Annotated in this window: 14 protein-coding genes; 1 reads left to right on the forward strand and 13 read right to left on the reverse strand. The window is 68.7% G+C overall.

The genetic code is table 11. The annotated features are described in order from the left end of the window. Positions 1 to 57: 57 nt before the first annotated feature. The 4 genes from ACWTPI_RS13810 to asd all read right to left on the reverse strand — a co-directional run bounded on the left by ACWTPI_RS13810 (position 58) and on the right by asd (position 6,070). Positions 58 to 756 (reverse strand): phosphoribosylanthranilate isomerase, encoded by a 699-nt coding sequence (locus ACWTPI_RS13810; RefSeq protein WP_454731906.1) that lies wholly within the window; start codon positions 754 to 756, stop codon positions 58 to 60. Continuing rightward, entirely contained in the window at positions 740 to 1,564 is an 825-nt protein-coding gene (gene truA, locus ACWTPI_RS13815; RefSeq protein ID WP_020423995.1) for a tRNA pseudouridine(38-40) synthase TruA, read from the reverse strand. Before truA ends, ACWTPI_RS13810 begins: the two co-directional genes overlap by 17 nt. 173 nt (positions 1,565 to 1,737) lie before the next feature. Continuing rightward, positions 1,738 to 4,593: a FimV/HubP family polar landmark protein gene (locus ACWTPI_RS13820; RefSeq protein ID WP_454731907.1), complete on the reverse strand. Its 2,856-nt coding sequence runs from the start codon at positions 4,591 to 4,593 to the stop codon at positions 1,738 to 1,740. Positions 4,594 to 4,933: 340 nt separating this feature from the next. Further along, complete coding sequence (gene asd, locus ACWTPI_RS13825) at positions 4,934 to 6,070, reverse strand: aspartate-semialdehyde dehydrogenase (protein ID WP_454731908.1); 1,137 nt, start codon at positions 6,068 to 6,070, stop codon at positions 4,934 to 4,936. Between asd and ACWTPI_RS13830 the strand changes: the two genes are divergently transcribed. Further along, positions 6,069 to 6,341, forward strand: a complete 273-nt coding sequence (locus tag ACWTPI_RS13830) for a hypothetical protein (protein WP_454731909.1) — start codon at positions 6,069 to 6,071, stop codon at positions 6,339 to 6,341. The genes asd and ACWTPI_RS13830 overlap by 2 nt on opposite strands. A gap of 107 nt (positions 6,342 to 6,448) precedes the next feature. On the opposite strand, the gene leuB is transcribed toward ACWTPI_RS13830, so the two are convergent. The 9 genes from leuB to ACWTPI_RS13875 form a co-directional block, all read right to left on the reverse strand. Next, entirely contained in the window at positions 6,449 to 7,516 is a 1,068-nt protein-coding gene (gene leuB, locus ACWTPI_RS13835; protein ID WP_020200763.1) for a 3-isopropylmalate dehydrogenase, read from the reverse strand. A gap of 31 nt (positions 7,517 to 7,547) precedes the next feature. Continuing rightward, positions 7,548 to 8,198 carry a 3-isopropylmalate dehydratase small subunit gene (gene leuD, locus ACWTPI_RS13840; RefSeq protein WP_454731910.1) on the reverse strand — a complete coding sequence of 217 codons (651 nt, stop codon included), beginning with the start codon at positions 8,196 to 8,198 and terminating at the stop codon, positions 7,548 to 7,550. Positions 8,199 to 8,209: 11 nt separating this feature from the next. Continuing rightward, positions 8,210 to 8,338 carry an entericidin A/B family lipoprotein gene (locus ACWTPI_RS13845; protein ID WP_196812830.1) on the reverse strand — a complete coding sequence of 43 codons (129 nt, stop codon included), beginning with the start codon at positions 8,336 to 8,338 and terminating at the stop codon, positions 8,210 to 8,212. Between the two features lie 48 nt (positions 8,339 to 8,386). Next, positions 8,387 to 9,796, reverse strand: a complete 1,410-nt coding sequence (leuC, locus tag ACWTPI_RS13850; RefSeq protein WP_020200766.1) for a 3-isopropylmalate dehydratase large subunit — start codon at positions 9,794 to 9,796, stop codon at positions 8,387 to 8,389. Positions 9,797 to 10,071: 275 nt separating this feature from the next. Further along, a complete protein-coding gene (locus tag ACWTPI_RS13855; RefSeq protein WP_020200767.1) occupies positions 10,072 to 10,773 on the reverse strand; it encodes an ABC transporter ATP-binding protein in 702 nt (233 codons plus the stop codon). After that, positions 10,774 to 11,562: a high-affinity branched-chain amino acid ABC transporter ATP-binding protein LivG gene (livG, locus tag ACWTPI_RS13860; RefSeq protein ID WP_454731911.1), complete on the reverse strand. Its 789-nt coding sequence runs from the start codon at positions 11,560 to 11,562 to the stop codon at positions 10,774 to 10,776. It abuts the gene before it with no gap. Continuing rightward, positions 11,559 to 12,803: a high-affinity branched-chain amino acid ABC transporter permease LivM gene (locus ACWTPI_RS13865; RefSeq protein ID WP_454731912.1), complete on the reverse strand. Its 1,245-nt coding sequence runs from the start codon at positions 12,801 to 12,803 to the stop codon at positions 11,559 to 11,561. The genes livG and ACWTPI_RS13865 overlap by 4 nt, the downstream gene beginning before the upstream one ends. 10 nt (positions 12,804 to 12,813) lie before the next feature. Beyond that, complete coding sequence (gene livH / locus ACWTPI_RS13870; RefSeq protein WP_454731913.1) at positions 12,814 to 13,740, reverse strand: high-affinity branched-chain amino acid ABC transporter permease LivH; 927 nt, start codon at positions 13,738 to 13,740, stop codon at positions 12,814 to 12,816. Between the two features lie 187 nt (positions 13,741 to 13,927). Continuing rightward, positions 13,928 to 15,043, reverse strand: coding sequence for a branched-chain amino acid ABC transporter substrate-binding protein (locus tag ACWTPI_RS13875; protein WP_020200771.1), 1,116 nt, complete (start codon positions 15,041 to 15,043; stop codon positions 13,928 to 13,930). Positions 15,044 to 15,063: the final 20 nt, after the last annotated feature.

Below are 15,063 nucleotides of genomic sequence, written 5' to 3' on the forward strand. Positions count from 1 at the left end.
GTCGTGCGCCTGGCGGGCGCAGGGCGGGCGGAAAGCCGGCGAGCGGGAAACCCCGACTCACCCGGCATCCGCGCCGCGCACCGCGCGCACGAACGCGGCAATCCTGGCGTGGTCTTTCACGCCCTTGGCAGCCTCCACGCCGCTGCTTACATCGACAGCGTAGGGCCGCACGCGCTCAATCGCGCCAGCGACGTTTTGCGCGTTCAACCCACCACTCAAAACGATCCGAGGAGCGGCGCTTGCGGTCGGGTTGTGGACAGGCGGAAGCCATGCGGGGGGTATCAGGGTCCAGTCGAAGACGTGGCCGCCACCGCCGTAGCCTTCGACGAAGGCATCGAGCAGCAAGGCAGCGGCATCGTGGTGCAGATTGGCGAATTCTACCAAATCGAGGCCGGCCCGCACGCGTGCCGCGCGCAGAAAAGGCAGCCGGCAGCGCTGCGCCGCCAGGGTACAGGCCTCGGGAGTCTCGTCGCCATGAAACTGGAGTAGCGTAAGCGGCACCCGCTCGGCCACGTGGGCGATTTCCTCGGCGTCGGCGTTGACGAACAGCCCGACCACCGAGACGAACGGCCCGGCGGCCTCGGCCAGCGCGGCCGCGCGCGCCACGTCGACGCAGCGCGGGCTGCCCGGGTAGAACACCATGCCGATGGCATCGGCGCCGGCGTCCACCGCGGCGCGCACGTCCTCCTCGCGCGTCAGGCCGCAGATCTTGACGCGGGTGCGGTGCGGCTGGGCCGGCTCAGGCAACGGGTTCATCGGCAAACACTCCGTGGAACAGGCTGCCCGACGCATCGGCGGCGGGCAGGCGGTAGGGCTCAGGATACTGCACCGCGGCCAGGTAGAGGCCGTCGGGCATGAAGGTGGGCGCCGCCCTGGCGCGGTTGCGCCCGGCCAGCACCTCGGCCAGCCACGCGGGCGGATAGCGCCCGCGCCCGACCGCCACCAGGCAGCCCATCAGGTTGCGCACCATGTGGTGCAGGAAGGCGCTGGCGCGAAAGCGCACGAAGACCCAGTTGCCGTCGGCCTTGAGGGTGACGTCGTACATGGTCTTCACCGGCGACTTGGCCTGGCATTCCGCGGCGCGGAAGGCCGAGAAATCGTGCTCGCCGAGCAGGCAGGCGGCGGCCGCGCGCATCGCCTCCAGGTCCAGCCCCTGCCCCGGCGGCAGCATCAGGTAGCCGGCCCGGCCGTGCACCAGCGGCACGCGGTGCGGCCCCACGTAGAGCGCGTAGTAATACATGCGCTCGAAGGCCAGGAAACGCGCGTGAAAACCCTCGTCGACCGGCTGCGCCCAGTGCAGGGCGATGGACGGCGGCAGGAACGCATTGATGCCGCGCACCCACGAGAACGGCTCGCGCGCCAGCTCCGTATCGATATGGATGACCTGCCCCAGCGCGTGCACGCCGGCATCGGTGCGGCCGGCCACGGTGGTGAGCAGGCGGGTGCCGGCGAACTGCGCGATCGCGTCCTCGAGCCGGTCCTGCACGGTGTTGCGGTGCGGTTGCGACTGCCAGCCGGAGAAGCTGGCGCCGTCGTACTGGAGGCCGAGGGCGATGCGGGTCATGTAGCGGAAACCGGGCGGAGCGGTGGGTGCGGACGGGTGCGGATGCGAGGCGCCCGGACCGGGCCGGCCGCCCAAAAACAAATGCGCCGGAAGCCAGGCTCCGGCGCATTCGCATCGGGCCGGCGCATCCCGCGCTCAGCCCGCCATGATACAGCCTGGCCCGCCGGGCTTGCTCAGGCCACCTCGCGCAGCAGGGAACGGGCCTCGGTCTGCAGGGGCTCCGGCGACTGGTCGACCACTTCCTGCAGTAGCTCGCGCGCGCCCTCCTTGTCGCCGATCTCGATGTAGGCGCGCGCCAGATCGAACTTGATCTGCATGTCGCGGCCGCCATCGGCGGGATCGGCGGACAGCGTGCTCGGCGAGATGCCGCGCGCGGTGTCCAGCCCGCTCTCCGCGCTCACGCGCGACAGGTCGATCGGCTCGGACAGCTTGCCGTCGCGCAGCATGGTGGGCGCGGGCAGCGACACCGAGGGCACGGACGGCGGCGCGTCGTGCGCGGCCGACAGATGGTCCGCATTGGCGCTGGCCGGCGCCGCCGGGTTCAGGTCGAGCGAGATGCCCGACATGTCGAAGTCCAGCGGGCGGCTGCGCGTGGGCACGTCGAGCGGCGGCACGTCGTGGCTGGCGGGCTGGGCATGCGCGGGCAGGTCCAGGCCGTCGTCCAGGCGCGCGGCCAGCGCCGAGGGCTCCTCGGCGGCGCCGAACACCATCGCCGCCGATTCGGGCGCGGTGATCGGCGTGCCCGCCGCGGGCGCGGGGAAGCCGTCGAGCGGCAGCGCCAGATCGCCGAGGTCGCCCAGCGCCGTCTCGCGCGGCGGCGCGGCCAGATCGTGCGAGGGATCGTGGGTGCGCCACTGGTCCGCCGGCAGCGTCGTGGTGTCGTTCTGCGCGACATCCGGCGCCACGGTGAGGTACAAGGCGTTGTCCGGCTCCAGGCGGCGCCCCATCTCGGCCGCCTGTACCCACTCCGCCCCCTGCCCGCCCGTCTGGGCGAACATTTCTTCTGCAATCACGCGAAAACCTTCCACATCCTGACGATTGTTGTAAATCTCCATGAGCTTGAGGCGGATCGCCTGGCGCTCAGGGTCCTGCTCCAGGGCTTCGCGCAGGATCTCCTCGGCCTGCACATCGCGCCCGTAGGCGATATAGACGTCGGCCTCGGCGATCGGATCGACTTCGTTGGCTTCCGCGGCGTTGTTGCCGATGCGGAAATCCGCGCCGAACACGCTGTGCTGCGAAGTGTCGACGCTCTGCCCGCCCGCCGTGCCGAACAGCGAGTGGGCGCCGGCCATGACGGTGCTTTCCTGCGACAGGATGCTGTCCTGGAAGGCGGCGCTCTCGCTGGCCTTCTGCTGCTGGCGGCGGCGGTAGATGGCATAGCCGCCCAGCAGCGCGATCAGCAGGCCGCCGCCCGGCAGCAGCATCGGGTTGGCCAGCAGGTCCTCGAGGAAGGACGGCTGCGCCACGGGCTGGGGCTGCACCACCGGCGGCGGGCGCTTGGCCGCCGGCGCCGAGGCGGCGGCCGGCTTGGCCGCGGCAGCCGCGGTGGCCTGCGCGCCGGCGCCGCTCGCGGCGGCGGCCGGGGCGGGCGCGGCGGGCGCCGAAGCCGCCGTGGCAACCGCCGTGGCGGCGGTGGCCGCTGCCGTGGCGGCGGCCGCGCTGGCATTGACCGCCGGGGCGGCCGGCGCGGGCGCGGCATCCGCCTTGGCCGCATCTGCCTTGGCAGTGTCCGCCTTGGCCGCGTCCGCCGGCACCACGGCCGGCGCTTCCTTGGCCGTGCCCTTGGCAGCCTGGGCCTGGCCCAGCTTGGCGATCTCGGCGTTCTTCAGCTCGACCAGCCGCTGCATGTCGGTGACGTTCTTCTCGAGCTGCGCGAGGCGTGCCTCGGCTTCCTTTAGCTGGCGCTCCTTGGCGATATTGGCTTCCGCCGTCGCGGCGGCCGCCTGGGCGCCGCGCTCGGGCTTGCTGAGCTTGAGCTCGTCGCGCGGGCCGGCGGCCGGCGCGGCCTGCTCCTGCACGCGCGCGGTGACGTTGCCCGACTGCGAGCGCCCGCTCTCGGCTTCCACCGAGCGCGCGGCGGCCGCGGTGGCGAGCCGGCCGCGATAGGCCTCGAACCCCTGCGTGCGCGCCACCACTTCGCGGCGCGCCGCGCGCGGCGCGACCGCCTGCGCTTCCTGCTGGCTCGGCATCTTCAGCACCACGCCCGCCTTGAGGCGGTTCATGTTGCCGCCGACGAAGGCATTGGGATTGTTGCGGTAGAGCGCGACCAGCATCTGGTCGAGCGAGACCGAATCCTGGCCCTGCAGCGCCTCGCCGGCGATCGAGGAAAGATTGTCGCCACGCTGCACGGTGTACGAACCGGCGGCAGCCGCGGCGCCCTCGGCCACCTGCGGCGCCGCGCGGCGCGGCGGCGGTGCCGGCGTCCTGGCCGGCGCGCGCGCGGCCGGCGCGGCCGGTGTGGCGGCGGGCGCAGCCGCCACCGGAGCGGGTGTGGGCGCCGCGCTGGGCGCCGGCGCGGTGGCGCCCGACTCGTCGGGCGTGCCGGCCTGCACCACCGTGGTGGGCGAGAAGGTCTGGTTGCTCGGCTTGGCCCCGGCCGGATCGAGCAGGAACGTATACGCGCGCGACACCCGGCCGCTCGGCCACGTCATGTCGACGAGGATGTCGACGAAGGGCTCGCTGATCGGCTGGTTGGAACGCACCCGCGCCACGTAGCTGCCGTTGGGACGGCGCTCGACCTGCAGGCGCAGGCTGCTGACCGCCGGCAGGTACGTCAGGCCGGCCTTGGCATAGGCATCAGGCGAAGCGAGCTTGACCGCAAGGCCGTCCGCTTCCTCCGCGCTGACACCGCTGATATCGATTTCCGCCTGTAGCGGCTGACCCAGATTCGACTGTACCCGTAATTGCCCGAACCCCGCGGCATACGCGGCCGGCTGCGCGAGCAGCAAGCCGAGTGCCGTGAAGGCCAGCGTTGACCAGCGCTGGCGGGCGATAGGCGCATCTTTCCGGCGATGTTGGCTCACACTCACCTTGTGCTCCGTTGTGTTCTAGTAGTGAAATTAACTTAACATCAATGGTTTAGCGCAGCAAGTTAGCGTCCCGACTGAGCCCCGCGCCAACACTTGCAGGCGTGCTTGCAGGCGTGCGGACAACCGCCTCCGCAGCCTGGCATATGCCGGCTGTATTGTGACCCAACGCTGGAAGAAATAGGCAGCCGCCCGCGACAACGCCGCGCACAGGCGCGGCGTTGTCATCAAAGCGGCAGTTTTTTGTTGCCTGGCAGCAACGAAACCGCGCAGTGGCGCGGCTGCCGCGAAAAACCCCGTTCCGGGGACGCGGCTGCCGGCCCGCCCGGGCGGGCGCCTTCGATCAGGCCTCGATCAGGATGCGCAGCATGCGGCGCAGCGGCTCGGCCGCGCCCCATAGCAGCTGGTCGCCCACGGTGAAGGCCGACAGGTACTCGCCGCCCATCTGCATCTTGCGCAGACGGCCGACGGGAATCGTCAGCGTGCCGGTGACGGCCGCCGGCGTGAGGTCGGTCATGCTGGCCTCGCGCGTGTTCGGCACCACCTTGGCCCACTGGTTGTTGGCCGCCAGCATGCCTTCGATCTCGTCGAGCGGCACGTCGCGGCGCAGCTTGATGGTCAGCGCCTGCGAATGGCAGCGCATCGCGCCGATGCGCACGCACAGGCCGTCCACGGCGATCGGCGCGGCGCCGGTGGCGCCCACGAAGCCTTCGCCGCGGCCCAGGATCTTGTTGGTCTCGGCGCCGCCCTTCCACTCTTCGCGCGACACGCCGTTGCCGAGGTCCTTGTCGATCCACGGAATCAGGTTGCCGGCCAGCGGCACGCCGAATTGCTTCGTTTCGTCGGCCGACAGGCCATGCTGGGTCGCCAGGATGGTGCGGTCGATCTCGAGGATCGCCGAAGCCGGGTCATCCAGCAGCGGCTTGACCGAGGCGTTGAGCGTGCCGAACTGGGTCAGCAGCTCGCGCATGTGCTGCGCGCCGCCGCCCGACGCGGCCTGGTACGTCATGGAGGTCATCCAGTCGATCAGGTCGTGCTGGAACAGGCCGCCCAGGCCCATCATCATGCAGCTCACCGTGCAGTTGCCGCCGATGAAATTCTTCACGCCCTTGGACAGCGCATCCTTGATCACGCCGAGGTTGACCGGGTCGAGCACGATGATGGCATCGTCCTTCATGCGCAGCGAGGACGCCGCGTCGATCCAGTAGCCCTTCCAGCCCGCCGCGCGCAGCTTGGGGAAGACCTCGGTGGTGTAGTCGCCGCCCTGCGCCGTGAGCACGACGTCGCACTTCTTCAGCGCTTCGATGTCGTTGGCATCTTTCAGCGTGGTTTCGTTCTTCGCCAGGGCCGGCGCCTTGCCGCCCGCGTTGGACGTGCTGAAGAAAACGGGCTCGATATGGTCGAAATCGCGCTCTTCCTGCATGCGTTGCATCAGGACACTGCCGACCATTCCTCGCCAACCGACGAGACCTACAATCATGACTTACCTCGGATGTGATTTGAACTTCTTCCCCGCGCTTTCCTCGCCCGGCGTGACTGCGCGGGGAAGACGAGCAGGCACGACGAACGATCTAGCCGATCGCTTTGGTGGTAATGGTTTTAATCGTCGTTGCGGTAAGCGGGTGGCCGTGCGAACCCAGGCCGGCCGGGCTGCTGGTGGCAGTCAGGAGGAGGCTGGCAGTCGAGGGGGACTGGAAGATTCGGACCATCCGCAAAGTCTACACGATTTTGTGGCAGCGCCGCACGCGTGAAATCGGGGACAAATTAAAGAAAAACGGGAAAAAACGCAGGAAAAGGCGCCCCGCGGGGCGCCTTTCCGACTTGCCGGCGTGCGGCGCCGCCGCCGCGCCGTTGGCGCTTACAGCGCCGCCAGCACCGCCTCGCCCATCTCGCGCGTGCCGACCTGCTTGCAGCCCGGCGTTAGGATGTCGCCGGTGCGGTAGCCCTGCGCCAGCACCTTCTTGACCGCGTTCTCGATGCGGTCGGCCTGTTCGGCGCGGCCCAGCGAGTAGCGCAGCATCATCGCCGCCGACAGGATGGTGGCCAGCGGATTGGCCACGCCCTTGCCGGCGATGTCCGGCGCCGAGCCATGCGACGGCTCGTACAGGCCCTTGTTGTTGGCATCCAGCGAAGCCGACGGCAGCATGCCGATCGAGCCGGTCAGCATGGCGGCCTCGTCCGACAGGATGTCGCCGAACATGTTGCCGGTGACGATCACGTCGAAGCTCTTGGGCGCCTTGACCAGTTGCATGGCCGCGTTGTCGACGTACATGTGCGACAGCTCGACTTCCGGGTATTCCTTGTGCACGTCGGTGACGATGTCCTTCCAGAACTGGAAGGTCTCGAGCACGTTGGCCTTGTCCACGCTGCACAGCTTCTTGCCGCGCTTGGCCGCGGCCTGGAACGCCACGTGCGCGATGCGGCGGATTTCCGGCTCGCTGTAGCGCATGGTGTCGAAGCCTTCGCGCGCGCCCTGGAACGGGCCGTCCGGCGCCTCGCGCATGCCGCGCGGCTGGCCGAAGTAGATGTCGCCGTTGAGCTCGCGCACGATCAGGATGTCGAGGCCGGCCACCAGCTCGGGCTTCAGGCTCGAGGCGCCGGTCAGCTCGGGATAGCAGATCGCCGGGCGGAAGTTGGCGAACAGCTGCAGGTGCTTGCGCAGGCCCAGGATGGCCTGCTCGGGGCGCAGCGCGCGCTCCAGCTTGTCGTACTTCCAGTCGCCCACGGCGCCGAACAGGATGGCGTCGGCTTCCTTGGCCAGCTTGAGCGTGGCGTCGGGCAGCGGATGGCCGCTGGCCTCGTAGCCGGCGCCGCCCACGGGCGCGCTTTCCAGCTCGAACTTCTCGCCGAGCGCGTTCAGGACCTTGACGGCTTCCGCCACGATCTCGGGACCGATGCCGTCACCCGGCAGGACTGCGATTTTCATGCTGTGTCTTCCTTGTTGTGTCTGCGCCGGCTCAGCCGACCACGCGGTTGTTCAGCCACGGCATCCGGGTCACGCGCTCGGCCTCGTATGCCTTGATCTTGTCGGCATGGCGCAAGGTCAGGCCGATGTCGTCGAAACCGTTGAGCATGCAGTACTTGCGGAACGGCGCGATGTCGAACGCATAGGCGTCGCCGCCCGGCGTGAGCACCACCTGCTTGTCCAGGTCGATGGTCAGCTTGTAGCCGTTGAACGCATTGGTCTCGTTGAACAGGTGGTCGACCTGCAATTCGGTCAGCACCACCGGCAGCAGGCCGTTCTTGTAGCAGTTGTTGAAGAAGATGTCGGCGAAGCTCGGCGCGATCACGGCGCGGAAGCCGTATTGCGTGAGCGCCCACGGCGCGTGCTCGCGCGAGCTGCCGCAGCCGAAGTTGCGGCGCGCCAGCAGGATCGAGCCGCCCTGGTAGCGCGGCTGGTTCAGCACGAAGTCCGGGTTGAGCGGACGGAGGCTGTTGTCCTGGCCGGGCTGGCCCACGTCCTTGTAGCGCCATTCGTCGAACAGGTTGGGGCCGAAGCCGGTGCGCTTGATCGACTTGAGGAATTGCTTGGGGATGATGGCGTCGGTGTCGACGTTCTCGCGGTCCAGGGGCACCGTGAGCCCGCTGTGTACAGTGAACTTGTCCATGATCTGGTTCCTTACTTGCTGGCCGCGCTTTCGAGCGCGTGGCCCGCTGCCTTGGTGTCCTTGCCGATGCCGGCCACGGTGTTGCAGCCGGCAAGTTGCAGCATGCACAGGCATGCGAGGGCGGTCAGGGCGTATTTCATGATGAAACGGCGTGTGTCGGTGTATGGGATAACGAAGCGCGGTCCGCCTCAGCCGAGCCGGCGGATGTCGACGAAATGGCCCTCGATGGCAGCCGCGGCGGCCATCGCCGGGCTCACCAGGTGGGTGCGCCCGCCCGCGCCCTGGCGGCCTTCGAAGTTGCGGTTCGAGGTGGACGCGCAGCGCTCGCCCGGATCGAGGCGGTCGGCATTCATGGCCAGGCACATCGAGCAGCCCGGCTCGCGCCACTCGAAGCCGGCGGCCTTGAAGACCTTGTCCAGCCCTTCGCGCTCGGCCTGCGCCTTGACCAGCCCGGAGCCCGGCACCACCATCGCCAGCTTCACGTTGCCGGCCACGCGGCGGCCCAGCTTCTGCACCACCCACGCGGCGGCGCGCATGTCCTCGATGCGGCTGTTGGTGCAGGAGCCGATGAAGACCTTGTCGATCTTGATGCTGCTCACCGGCACGTTGGGCTGCAGGCCCATGTATTCCAGCGCGCGCTCCATCGCGTTGCGCTTGTTCGGGTCCTTTTCCTTCTCGGGATCCGGCACGCGGTCTTCGATGCTGACCACCATCTCGGGCGAGGTGCCCCAGGTCACTTGCGGGCGCACGTCTTCCGCGCGCAGCTCCACCACCTGGTCGAACTGCGCGCCGGCGTCGGAATGCAGCGTGCGCCAGTAGGCCACGGCATGGTCCCACTCCACGCCCTGCGGCGAGAACGGGCGGCCCTTGACGTACTCGAGCGTGATGTCGTCCACCGCCACCAGCCCGGCGCGCGCGCCGGCCTCGATGGCCATGTTGCACACCGTCATGCGCCCTTCCATGCTCAGCTCGCGGATGGCCGAGCCGGCGAACTCGATGGTGTAGCCGGTGCCGCCGGCGGTGCCGATCTTGCCGATGATCGCCAGCACGATGTCCTTGGCGGTGCAGCCGCGCGGCAGCTTGCCTTCCACGCGCACCAGCATGTTCTTCGCCTTCTTGCCCAGCAGCGTCTGCGTGGCCAGCACGTGCTCCACCTCGGAGGTGCCGATGCCGTGCGCCAGCGCGCCGAACGCGCCGTGCGTGCTGGTGTGCGAGTCGCCGCACACCACCGTCATGCCCGGCAGCGTGGCGCCCTGCTCCGGCCCGATCACGTGCACGATGCCCTGGCGCAGGTCGTTCATCTTGAACTGGGTGATGCCGTAGGCGTCGCAGTTGGTGTCCAGCGTGTCCACCTGCAGCTTCGAGACCGGATCGGCGATGCCCTGGCTGCGATCGGTGGTCGGCACGTTGTGGTCCGACACCGCCAGGTTGGCGCTGATGCGCCAGACCGGACGCTGCGCGAGCTTCAGGCCTTCGAACGCCTGCGGGCTGGTGACTTCGTGCAGCAGGTGGCGGTCGATGTACAGCATCGTCGTGCCGTCGTCCTCGACGTGCACGGTGTGGTCATCCCAGAGTTTGTCGTAAAGCGTCTTGGCCATGATGCGATGGGCGGGCCGGGACCGTTCGGTACAGCACGGTTGGCGGCGTCGCGCGGTAGTTTGCGGGGAGGTTTTGTCGCGCCGGATGCGTGCAGGAAATGCGGCTTGCAGCAATGCTTGACATCACAATCGATTATGCCACAGCGATAGCGCACGGCCGGCCTCCGCCCGCGCGGATCGGGCCTGCCGATGTAATGTGATTGGCGAAAGGGGGATTTCGCCGATGGCGAAAAGGGGCTGGCGCCCTCCCCCGCCGCGGGGAAGAGCGCCAGAGGTCAGCCGCCCAGGTAGGCGCTCTTGATGCGGTCGTTGGCCAGCAGGTTGGCGCCCGTGTCCGCCAGCACCACGCGGCCCGTCTCCAGCACGTAGCCGCGATCGGCCACGCCCAGCGCCTTGTTGGCGTTCTGCTCGACCAGGAACACCGTCACGCCCTCCGCGCGGATGGCGCGGATGATGTCGAAGATCTGCGCGATCACCAGCGGCGCCAGGCCGAGCGTGGGCTCGTCGAGCAGCAGCAGGCGCGGGCGGCTCATCAGCGCGCGGCCGATGGCCAGCATCTGCTGCTCGCCGCCGGACATGGTGCCGGCGCGCTGGCCCGAGCGCTGTTTCAGGCGCGGGAACAGCGTGTAGACGTGCTCGATGCCAGCCTCGACCTCGTCGCGCTTGCCGAAGAAGCCGCCCATCTTGAGGTTTTCCAACACCGTCAGGCTGGGAAACACGCGCCGCCCTTCCGGCGAGATCGCCATGCCCAGGCGCATGATCTCGTGCGTGGGCAGGCGCGTGATGTCCTGCCCCTCGAACAGCACGCGCCCGCTGGAGGCGCGCGGCGAGCCGCACACGGTCATCATCAGCGTGGTCTTGCCGGCGCCGTTGCTGCCGATCAGCGTGACGATCTCGCCCTTGTTCACTTCGATCGACACGCCCGACAGCGCCTCGATGGCGCCATAGTGGGTATGGACCTGTTCCAGCTTCAGCATTTAGTCCTCTCCCAGGTAGGCCTTGATCACGCGCGGGTCGTTGCGCACTTCGGCGGGCTTGCCGACCACGATCGGGCGGCCGTGCTCCATCACCAGGATGCGGTCGGACACGCCCATCACCAGGCTCATGTCGTGCTCGATCAGCAGCACCGAGATCTTGAACTCGCGGCGCAGCTGGTCGATCAGTTGCGACAGCTCGACCTTCTCCTGCGGGTTGAGGCCGGCGGCGGGCTCGTCGAGCATCAGCAGGCGCGGGTTGGTGATCATGCAGCGCGCGATCTCCAGCCGGCGCTGGTGGCCGTACGACAGCGTGCCCGCCTCGCGGTTGGCCACGTCGCGCAGGCCCATGCGCTCGAGCCAGACCGCGGCGCGCTCCAGCGCCGCGCGCTCGGCGCGGCGGTAGGCCGGCGTGGCGAACAGGCCGTGCAGCAGGCCGGCGCGCACTTGCAGGTGCTGTGCCACCAGCAGGTTCTCGACCACGGTGAGCTGCCTGAACAGGCGGATGTTCTGGAACGTGCGCACCAGGCCGCGGCGCGCCACCTGGTGGCTCGGCAGGCGGGCTATCGAATGCCCGTCCAGCGTGACCTCGCCCGCGGTGGGCCGGTAGAAGCCGCCCACGCAGTTGAACACCGTGGTCTTGCCGGCGCCGTTGGGGCCGATGATGGCGAAGACCTCGTCGCGGCGCACGTCGAAATCGATGCCGTCCACGGCCAGCAGGCCGCCGAAGCGCATCTGCAGGCCGGAGACCTTCAGCAGTTCCGCCGGTTGTACTTGGTGTGCCTGGCTCATTGCGGCAACTCCACGTGGGGGCGGCTCGCGGGCAGCAGGCCCTGCGGACGCCACATCATCATCAGCACCATCACCAGGCCGAAGATCAGCATGCGGTACTCGGCGAAACCGCGCGCCACCTCGGGCAGCACGGTCAGCAGGATCGCGGCCAGGATCACGCCCAGTTGCGAGCCCATGCCGCCCAGCACCACCACCGCCAGGATCAGCGCGGACTCGATGAAGGTGAACGATTCGGGATTGACCAGGCCCTGGCGCGCGGCGAAGAAGGCGCCGCCGAGGCCGGCGAAGGCCGCGCCCAGCGTGAACGCCGACAGCTTGATGCGGGTCGGGTTCAGGCCCAGCGAGCGGCACGCGATCTCGTCCTCGCGCAGCGCCTCCCACGCGCGCCCCATCGGCATGCGGATCAGCCGGCTGGTGACGAACAGCGTGAAGGCCACCAGCAGCAGCGCCAGCAGGTAGAGGAAGATCACCATGTGCTCGCCGCTGTAGTCCCAGCCGAGCAGCTCGTGGAAGGTCTTGACGCCCTCCACGCTGGCGCTGCGCGCCATCTCGATGCCGAACACGGTCGGCTTGGGAATGCCCGAGACGCCGTCCGGGCCGCCGGTGAGGCTGGTCAGGTTGTTGAGCAGCAGGCGGATGATCTCGCCGAAGCCCAGCGTGACGATGGCCAGGTAGTCGCCGCGCAGGCGCAGCACCGGGAAGCCCAGCAGGAAGCCGAAGGTGGCCGACATGCAGGCGGCGATCGGCAGGCATTCCCAGAAGGTCAGGCCGAAATACTGGTTGAGCAGCGCGTAGGTGTAGCCGCCCACCGCGTAGAAGCCCACGTAGCCCAGGTCGAGCAGGCCGGCGTAGCCGACCACGATGTTCAGGCCCAGCCCCAGGATCACATAGATCAGCGCCAGCGTGGCCACGTCCACCGCGCCGCGCGAGCCGAAGAACGGCCACACCAGCCCGGCGGCCAGCAGCAGCCAGATCACCTTGCGCTGGCGGTCCGCGCCCAGCGCCGGCATCGCCGGCAGCCTGATGCCGGCGCTCGCGCGCAGGAACAGCGGCTTGCACAACTGGAACAGGAAGACCGCGCCGACCGCCAGCCAGACCGGCTGCCAGTGCGGCTCGAGCACCACCTTGTAGCCGTCGAGCTTGAGCTGCAGGCCCAGCACCGGCACGGTAAGGATGGCGGTCATGAGCGCCGCGGTAATCGCGTTCTTGAGGGATTGCCCCATCGATGCGTCGTTTCTCATCGCGCGCTCCTCAGACTTTTTCCACGTCCGGCTTGCCGAGCAGGCCGGTCGGGCGGAACAGCAGGATCAGCACCAGCAGGCCGAAGGCCACCACGTCCTTGTATTCGGCCGGCATGTAGCCGGAGGCGAAGGTCTCGGCCAGGCCCAGCAGCACGCCGCCCAGCATGGCGCCGGGAATGCTGCCGATGCCGCCCAGCACCGCCGCGGTGAAGGCCTTGATGCCGGCCACGAAGCCGATGAACGGATTGAGCTTGCCGATGGTCAGGCCGATCAGCACGCCGCCCACGGCGGCCAGCATGGCGCCCAGCACGAACGTGAACGAGATCACGCGGTTGGTGTCGATGCCGAGCAGGTTGGCCATGCGCATGTCCTCGGCGCAGGCGCGGCAGGCGCGGCCCATGCGCGAGTGGCCGATGAACAGCGTCAGCGCCACCATCAGCACCAGCGTCACGCCGACGATCAGCAGGCGCGAGTACGGCACGGTCACGGTGAAGTCGCCGCCCATCTGGAATTCGATGGCGCCGGAGATCAGCACGGGCACGGAGACGTCGCGCGCGCCCTGCCCGATCTGCACGTAGTTCTGCAGGAAGATGGACATGCCGATGGCGGAAATCAGCGGCACCAGCCGCGGCCCGCCGCGCAGCGGCCGGTAGGCCACGCGCTCGACGGCGAAGCCGTACATGCCGGTGACCAGCACCGACACCAGCAAGGCGGCGCCCAGCACCAGCGGCAGCGGATACCCGGCCTGCACGCCGATCGCGGTGAGCGTCACCAGGCCCACGTAGGCGCCGATCATGTAGATCTCGCCGTGGGCGAAGTTGATCATGCCGATGATGCCGTAGACCATCGTGTAGCCGATGGCGATCAGCGCATAGATCGCACCCAGCATCAGGCCGTTGACCAGCTGCTGGGTGAACTGTGGAAGGAACTCGTTCATGCGGGAAGCCCCATTACTTTGAAACCGGCGCCTTGAAAGCGGCGAGCCCCGGGACCGGCGAGGCCGGACAGGACGGATGCCGCGCGCGCCGCGCTCATGCCGCGGCGCGCGGGCCGGCCGGGCCGCGGCCCGATACCAAAACGCCCCGCCGGTATGCCGGGCGGGGCGTGCGAAGCCGATGTGCGGCTTAGTTGGCTGCGGTCTTGGTGGCGTCCTTGTGCCAGGTGAAGACGACGAACTTGAACGACTTGAGGTCGCCCTGGGCGTCGTACTCGACCTTGCCGATCGGGGTCTGGAAGGCGTTCTTGTGCATATACGCGGCAACCTTGGCCGGGTCCGTGCTCTTGGCGCCGGCGATGGCGTCGCCGATGATCTGCACCGCGGCGTACGACGGCATCTGGAACGGGCCGTTGGCGTCGCGCTTCTTGTCGGCGAAGGCCTTGACCAGCGCGGCGTTGGCCGGGTCGGCCGAGAAGTCGGCCGGCAGCGTCACCAGCATGCCTTCGGAGGCCGGACCGGCGATGGCTGTCACGTCCTTGTTGCCCACGCCTTCGGGGCCCATGAAGGTGGCCTTGACGCCCTGCTCGCGCGCCTGGCGCAGCAGCAGGCCCATCTCGGGGTGGTAGCCGCCGAAGTAGACGAAGTCCACGCCCTGCGACTTGAGCTTGGTGATCACCGCGGAGTAGTCGGAATCGCCGGCGTTGATGCCTTCGAACACGGCCACCGGGATCTTGGCGGCTTCCAGGTCCTTCTTCACCGACGAGGCGATGCCCTGGCCGTACGACTGCTTGTCGTGCAGCACGGCGACCTTCTTGGGCTTGACCTTGGCGATGATGTACTGGGCGGCGGCCGGGCCTTGCTGGTCGTCGCGGCCGATGGTGCGGAAGATGAACTTGCGCTTCTTGTTCTCGGTGAGCTGCGGCGCGGTGGCCGACGGCGTCACCATCACGACGCCTTCGTTCTCGTAGATGTCGGAGGCCGGGATCGTGGAACCCGAGCACACGTGGCCGATCACGTACCTGATCTTCTGGCTGACGATCTTGTTGGCGACGGCGACGGCCTGCTTCGGTTCGCAGGCGTCGTCCATCAGCACCACTTCGAACTTGTTGCCGCCGGCGCCGCCGGCCGCGTTGATCTGCTCGATGGCGGTCAGCGCGCCGGCCTTGACCATGTCGCCATACTGCGCAACCGAGCCGCTCATGGGGCCGGCGATGGCGATCTTGACGGTTTCCGCGTGGGCGGCGGCGCCGAAGGCAGCCAGTGCGGCGGCCAGGGAGATGGACGTAAGACGGGACAGCGTCATCAGGAGCTCCTCGATTATGT

Source organism: Cupriavidus ulmosensis, from assembly GCF_977008105.1.

Excerpts from the sequence above, each read along its gene's own strand:
- leuD (WP_454731910.1), bottom strand. The coding sequence starts at position 8,198 with ATGGACAAGTTCACTGTACACAGCGGGCTCACGGTGCCCCTGGACCGC.
- ACWTPI_RS13845 (WP_196812830.1), bottom strand. The coding sequence starts at position 8,338 with ATGAAATACGCCCTGACCGCCCTCGCATGCCTGTGCATGCTGCAACTT.
- asd (WP_454731908.1), bottom strand. The coding sequence starts at position 6,070 with ATGATTGTAGGTCTCGTCGGTTGGCGAGGAATGGTCGGCAGTGTCCTG.
- ACWTPI_RS13810 (WP_454731906.1), bottom strand. The coding sequence starts at position 756 with ATGAACCCGTTGCCTGAGCCGGCCCAGCCGCACCGCACCCGCGTCAAG.
- ACWTPI_RS13830 (WP_454731909.1), top strand. The coding sequence starts at position 6,069 with ATGACTTACCTCGGATGTGATTTGAACTTCTTCCCCGCGCTTTCCTCG.
- truA (WP_020423995.1), bottom strand. The coding sequence starts at position 1,564 with ATGACCCGCATCGCCCTCGGCCTCCAGTACGACGGCGCCAGCTTCTCC.
- ACWTPI_RS13855 (WP_020200767.1), bottom strand. The coding sequence starts at position 10,773 with ATGCTGAAGCTGGAACAGGTCCATACCCACTATGGCGCCATCGAGGCG.
- leuC (WP_020200766.1), bottom strand. The coding sequence starts at position 9,796 with ATGGCCAAGACGCTTTACGACAAACTCTGGGATGACCACACCGTGCAC.
- livG (WP_454731911.1), bottom strand. The coding sequence starts at position 11,562 with ATGAGCCAGGCACACCAAGTACAACCGGCGGAACTGCTGAAGGTCTCC.
- ACWTPI_RS13865 (WP_454731912.1), bottom strand. The coding sequence starts at position 12,803 with ATGAGAAACGACGCATCGATGGGGCAATCCCTCAAGAACGCGATTACC.
- ACWTPI_RS13875 (WP_020200771.1), bottom strand. The coding sequence starts at position 15,043 with ATGACGCTGTCCCGTCTTACGTCCATCTCCCTGGCCGCCGCACTGGCT.
- livH (WP_454731913.1), bottom strand. The coding sequence starts at position 13,740 with ATGAACGAGTTCCTTCCACAGTTCACCCAGCAGCTGGTCAACGGCCTG.
- leuB (WP_020200763.1), bottom strand. The coding sequence starts at position 7,516 with ATGAAAATCGCAGTCCTGCCGGGTGACGGCATCGGTCCCGAGATCGTG.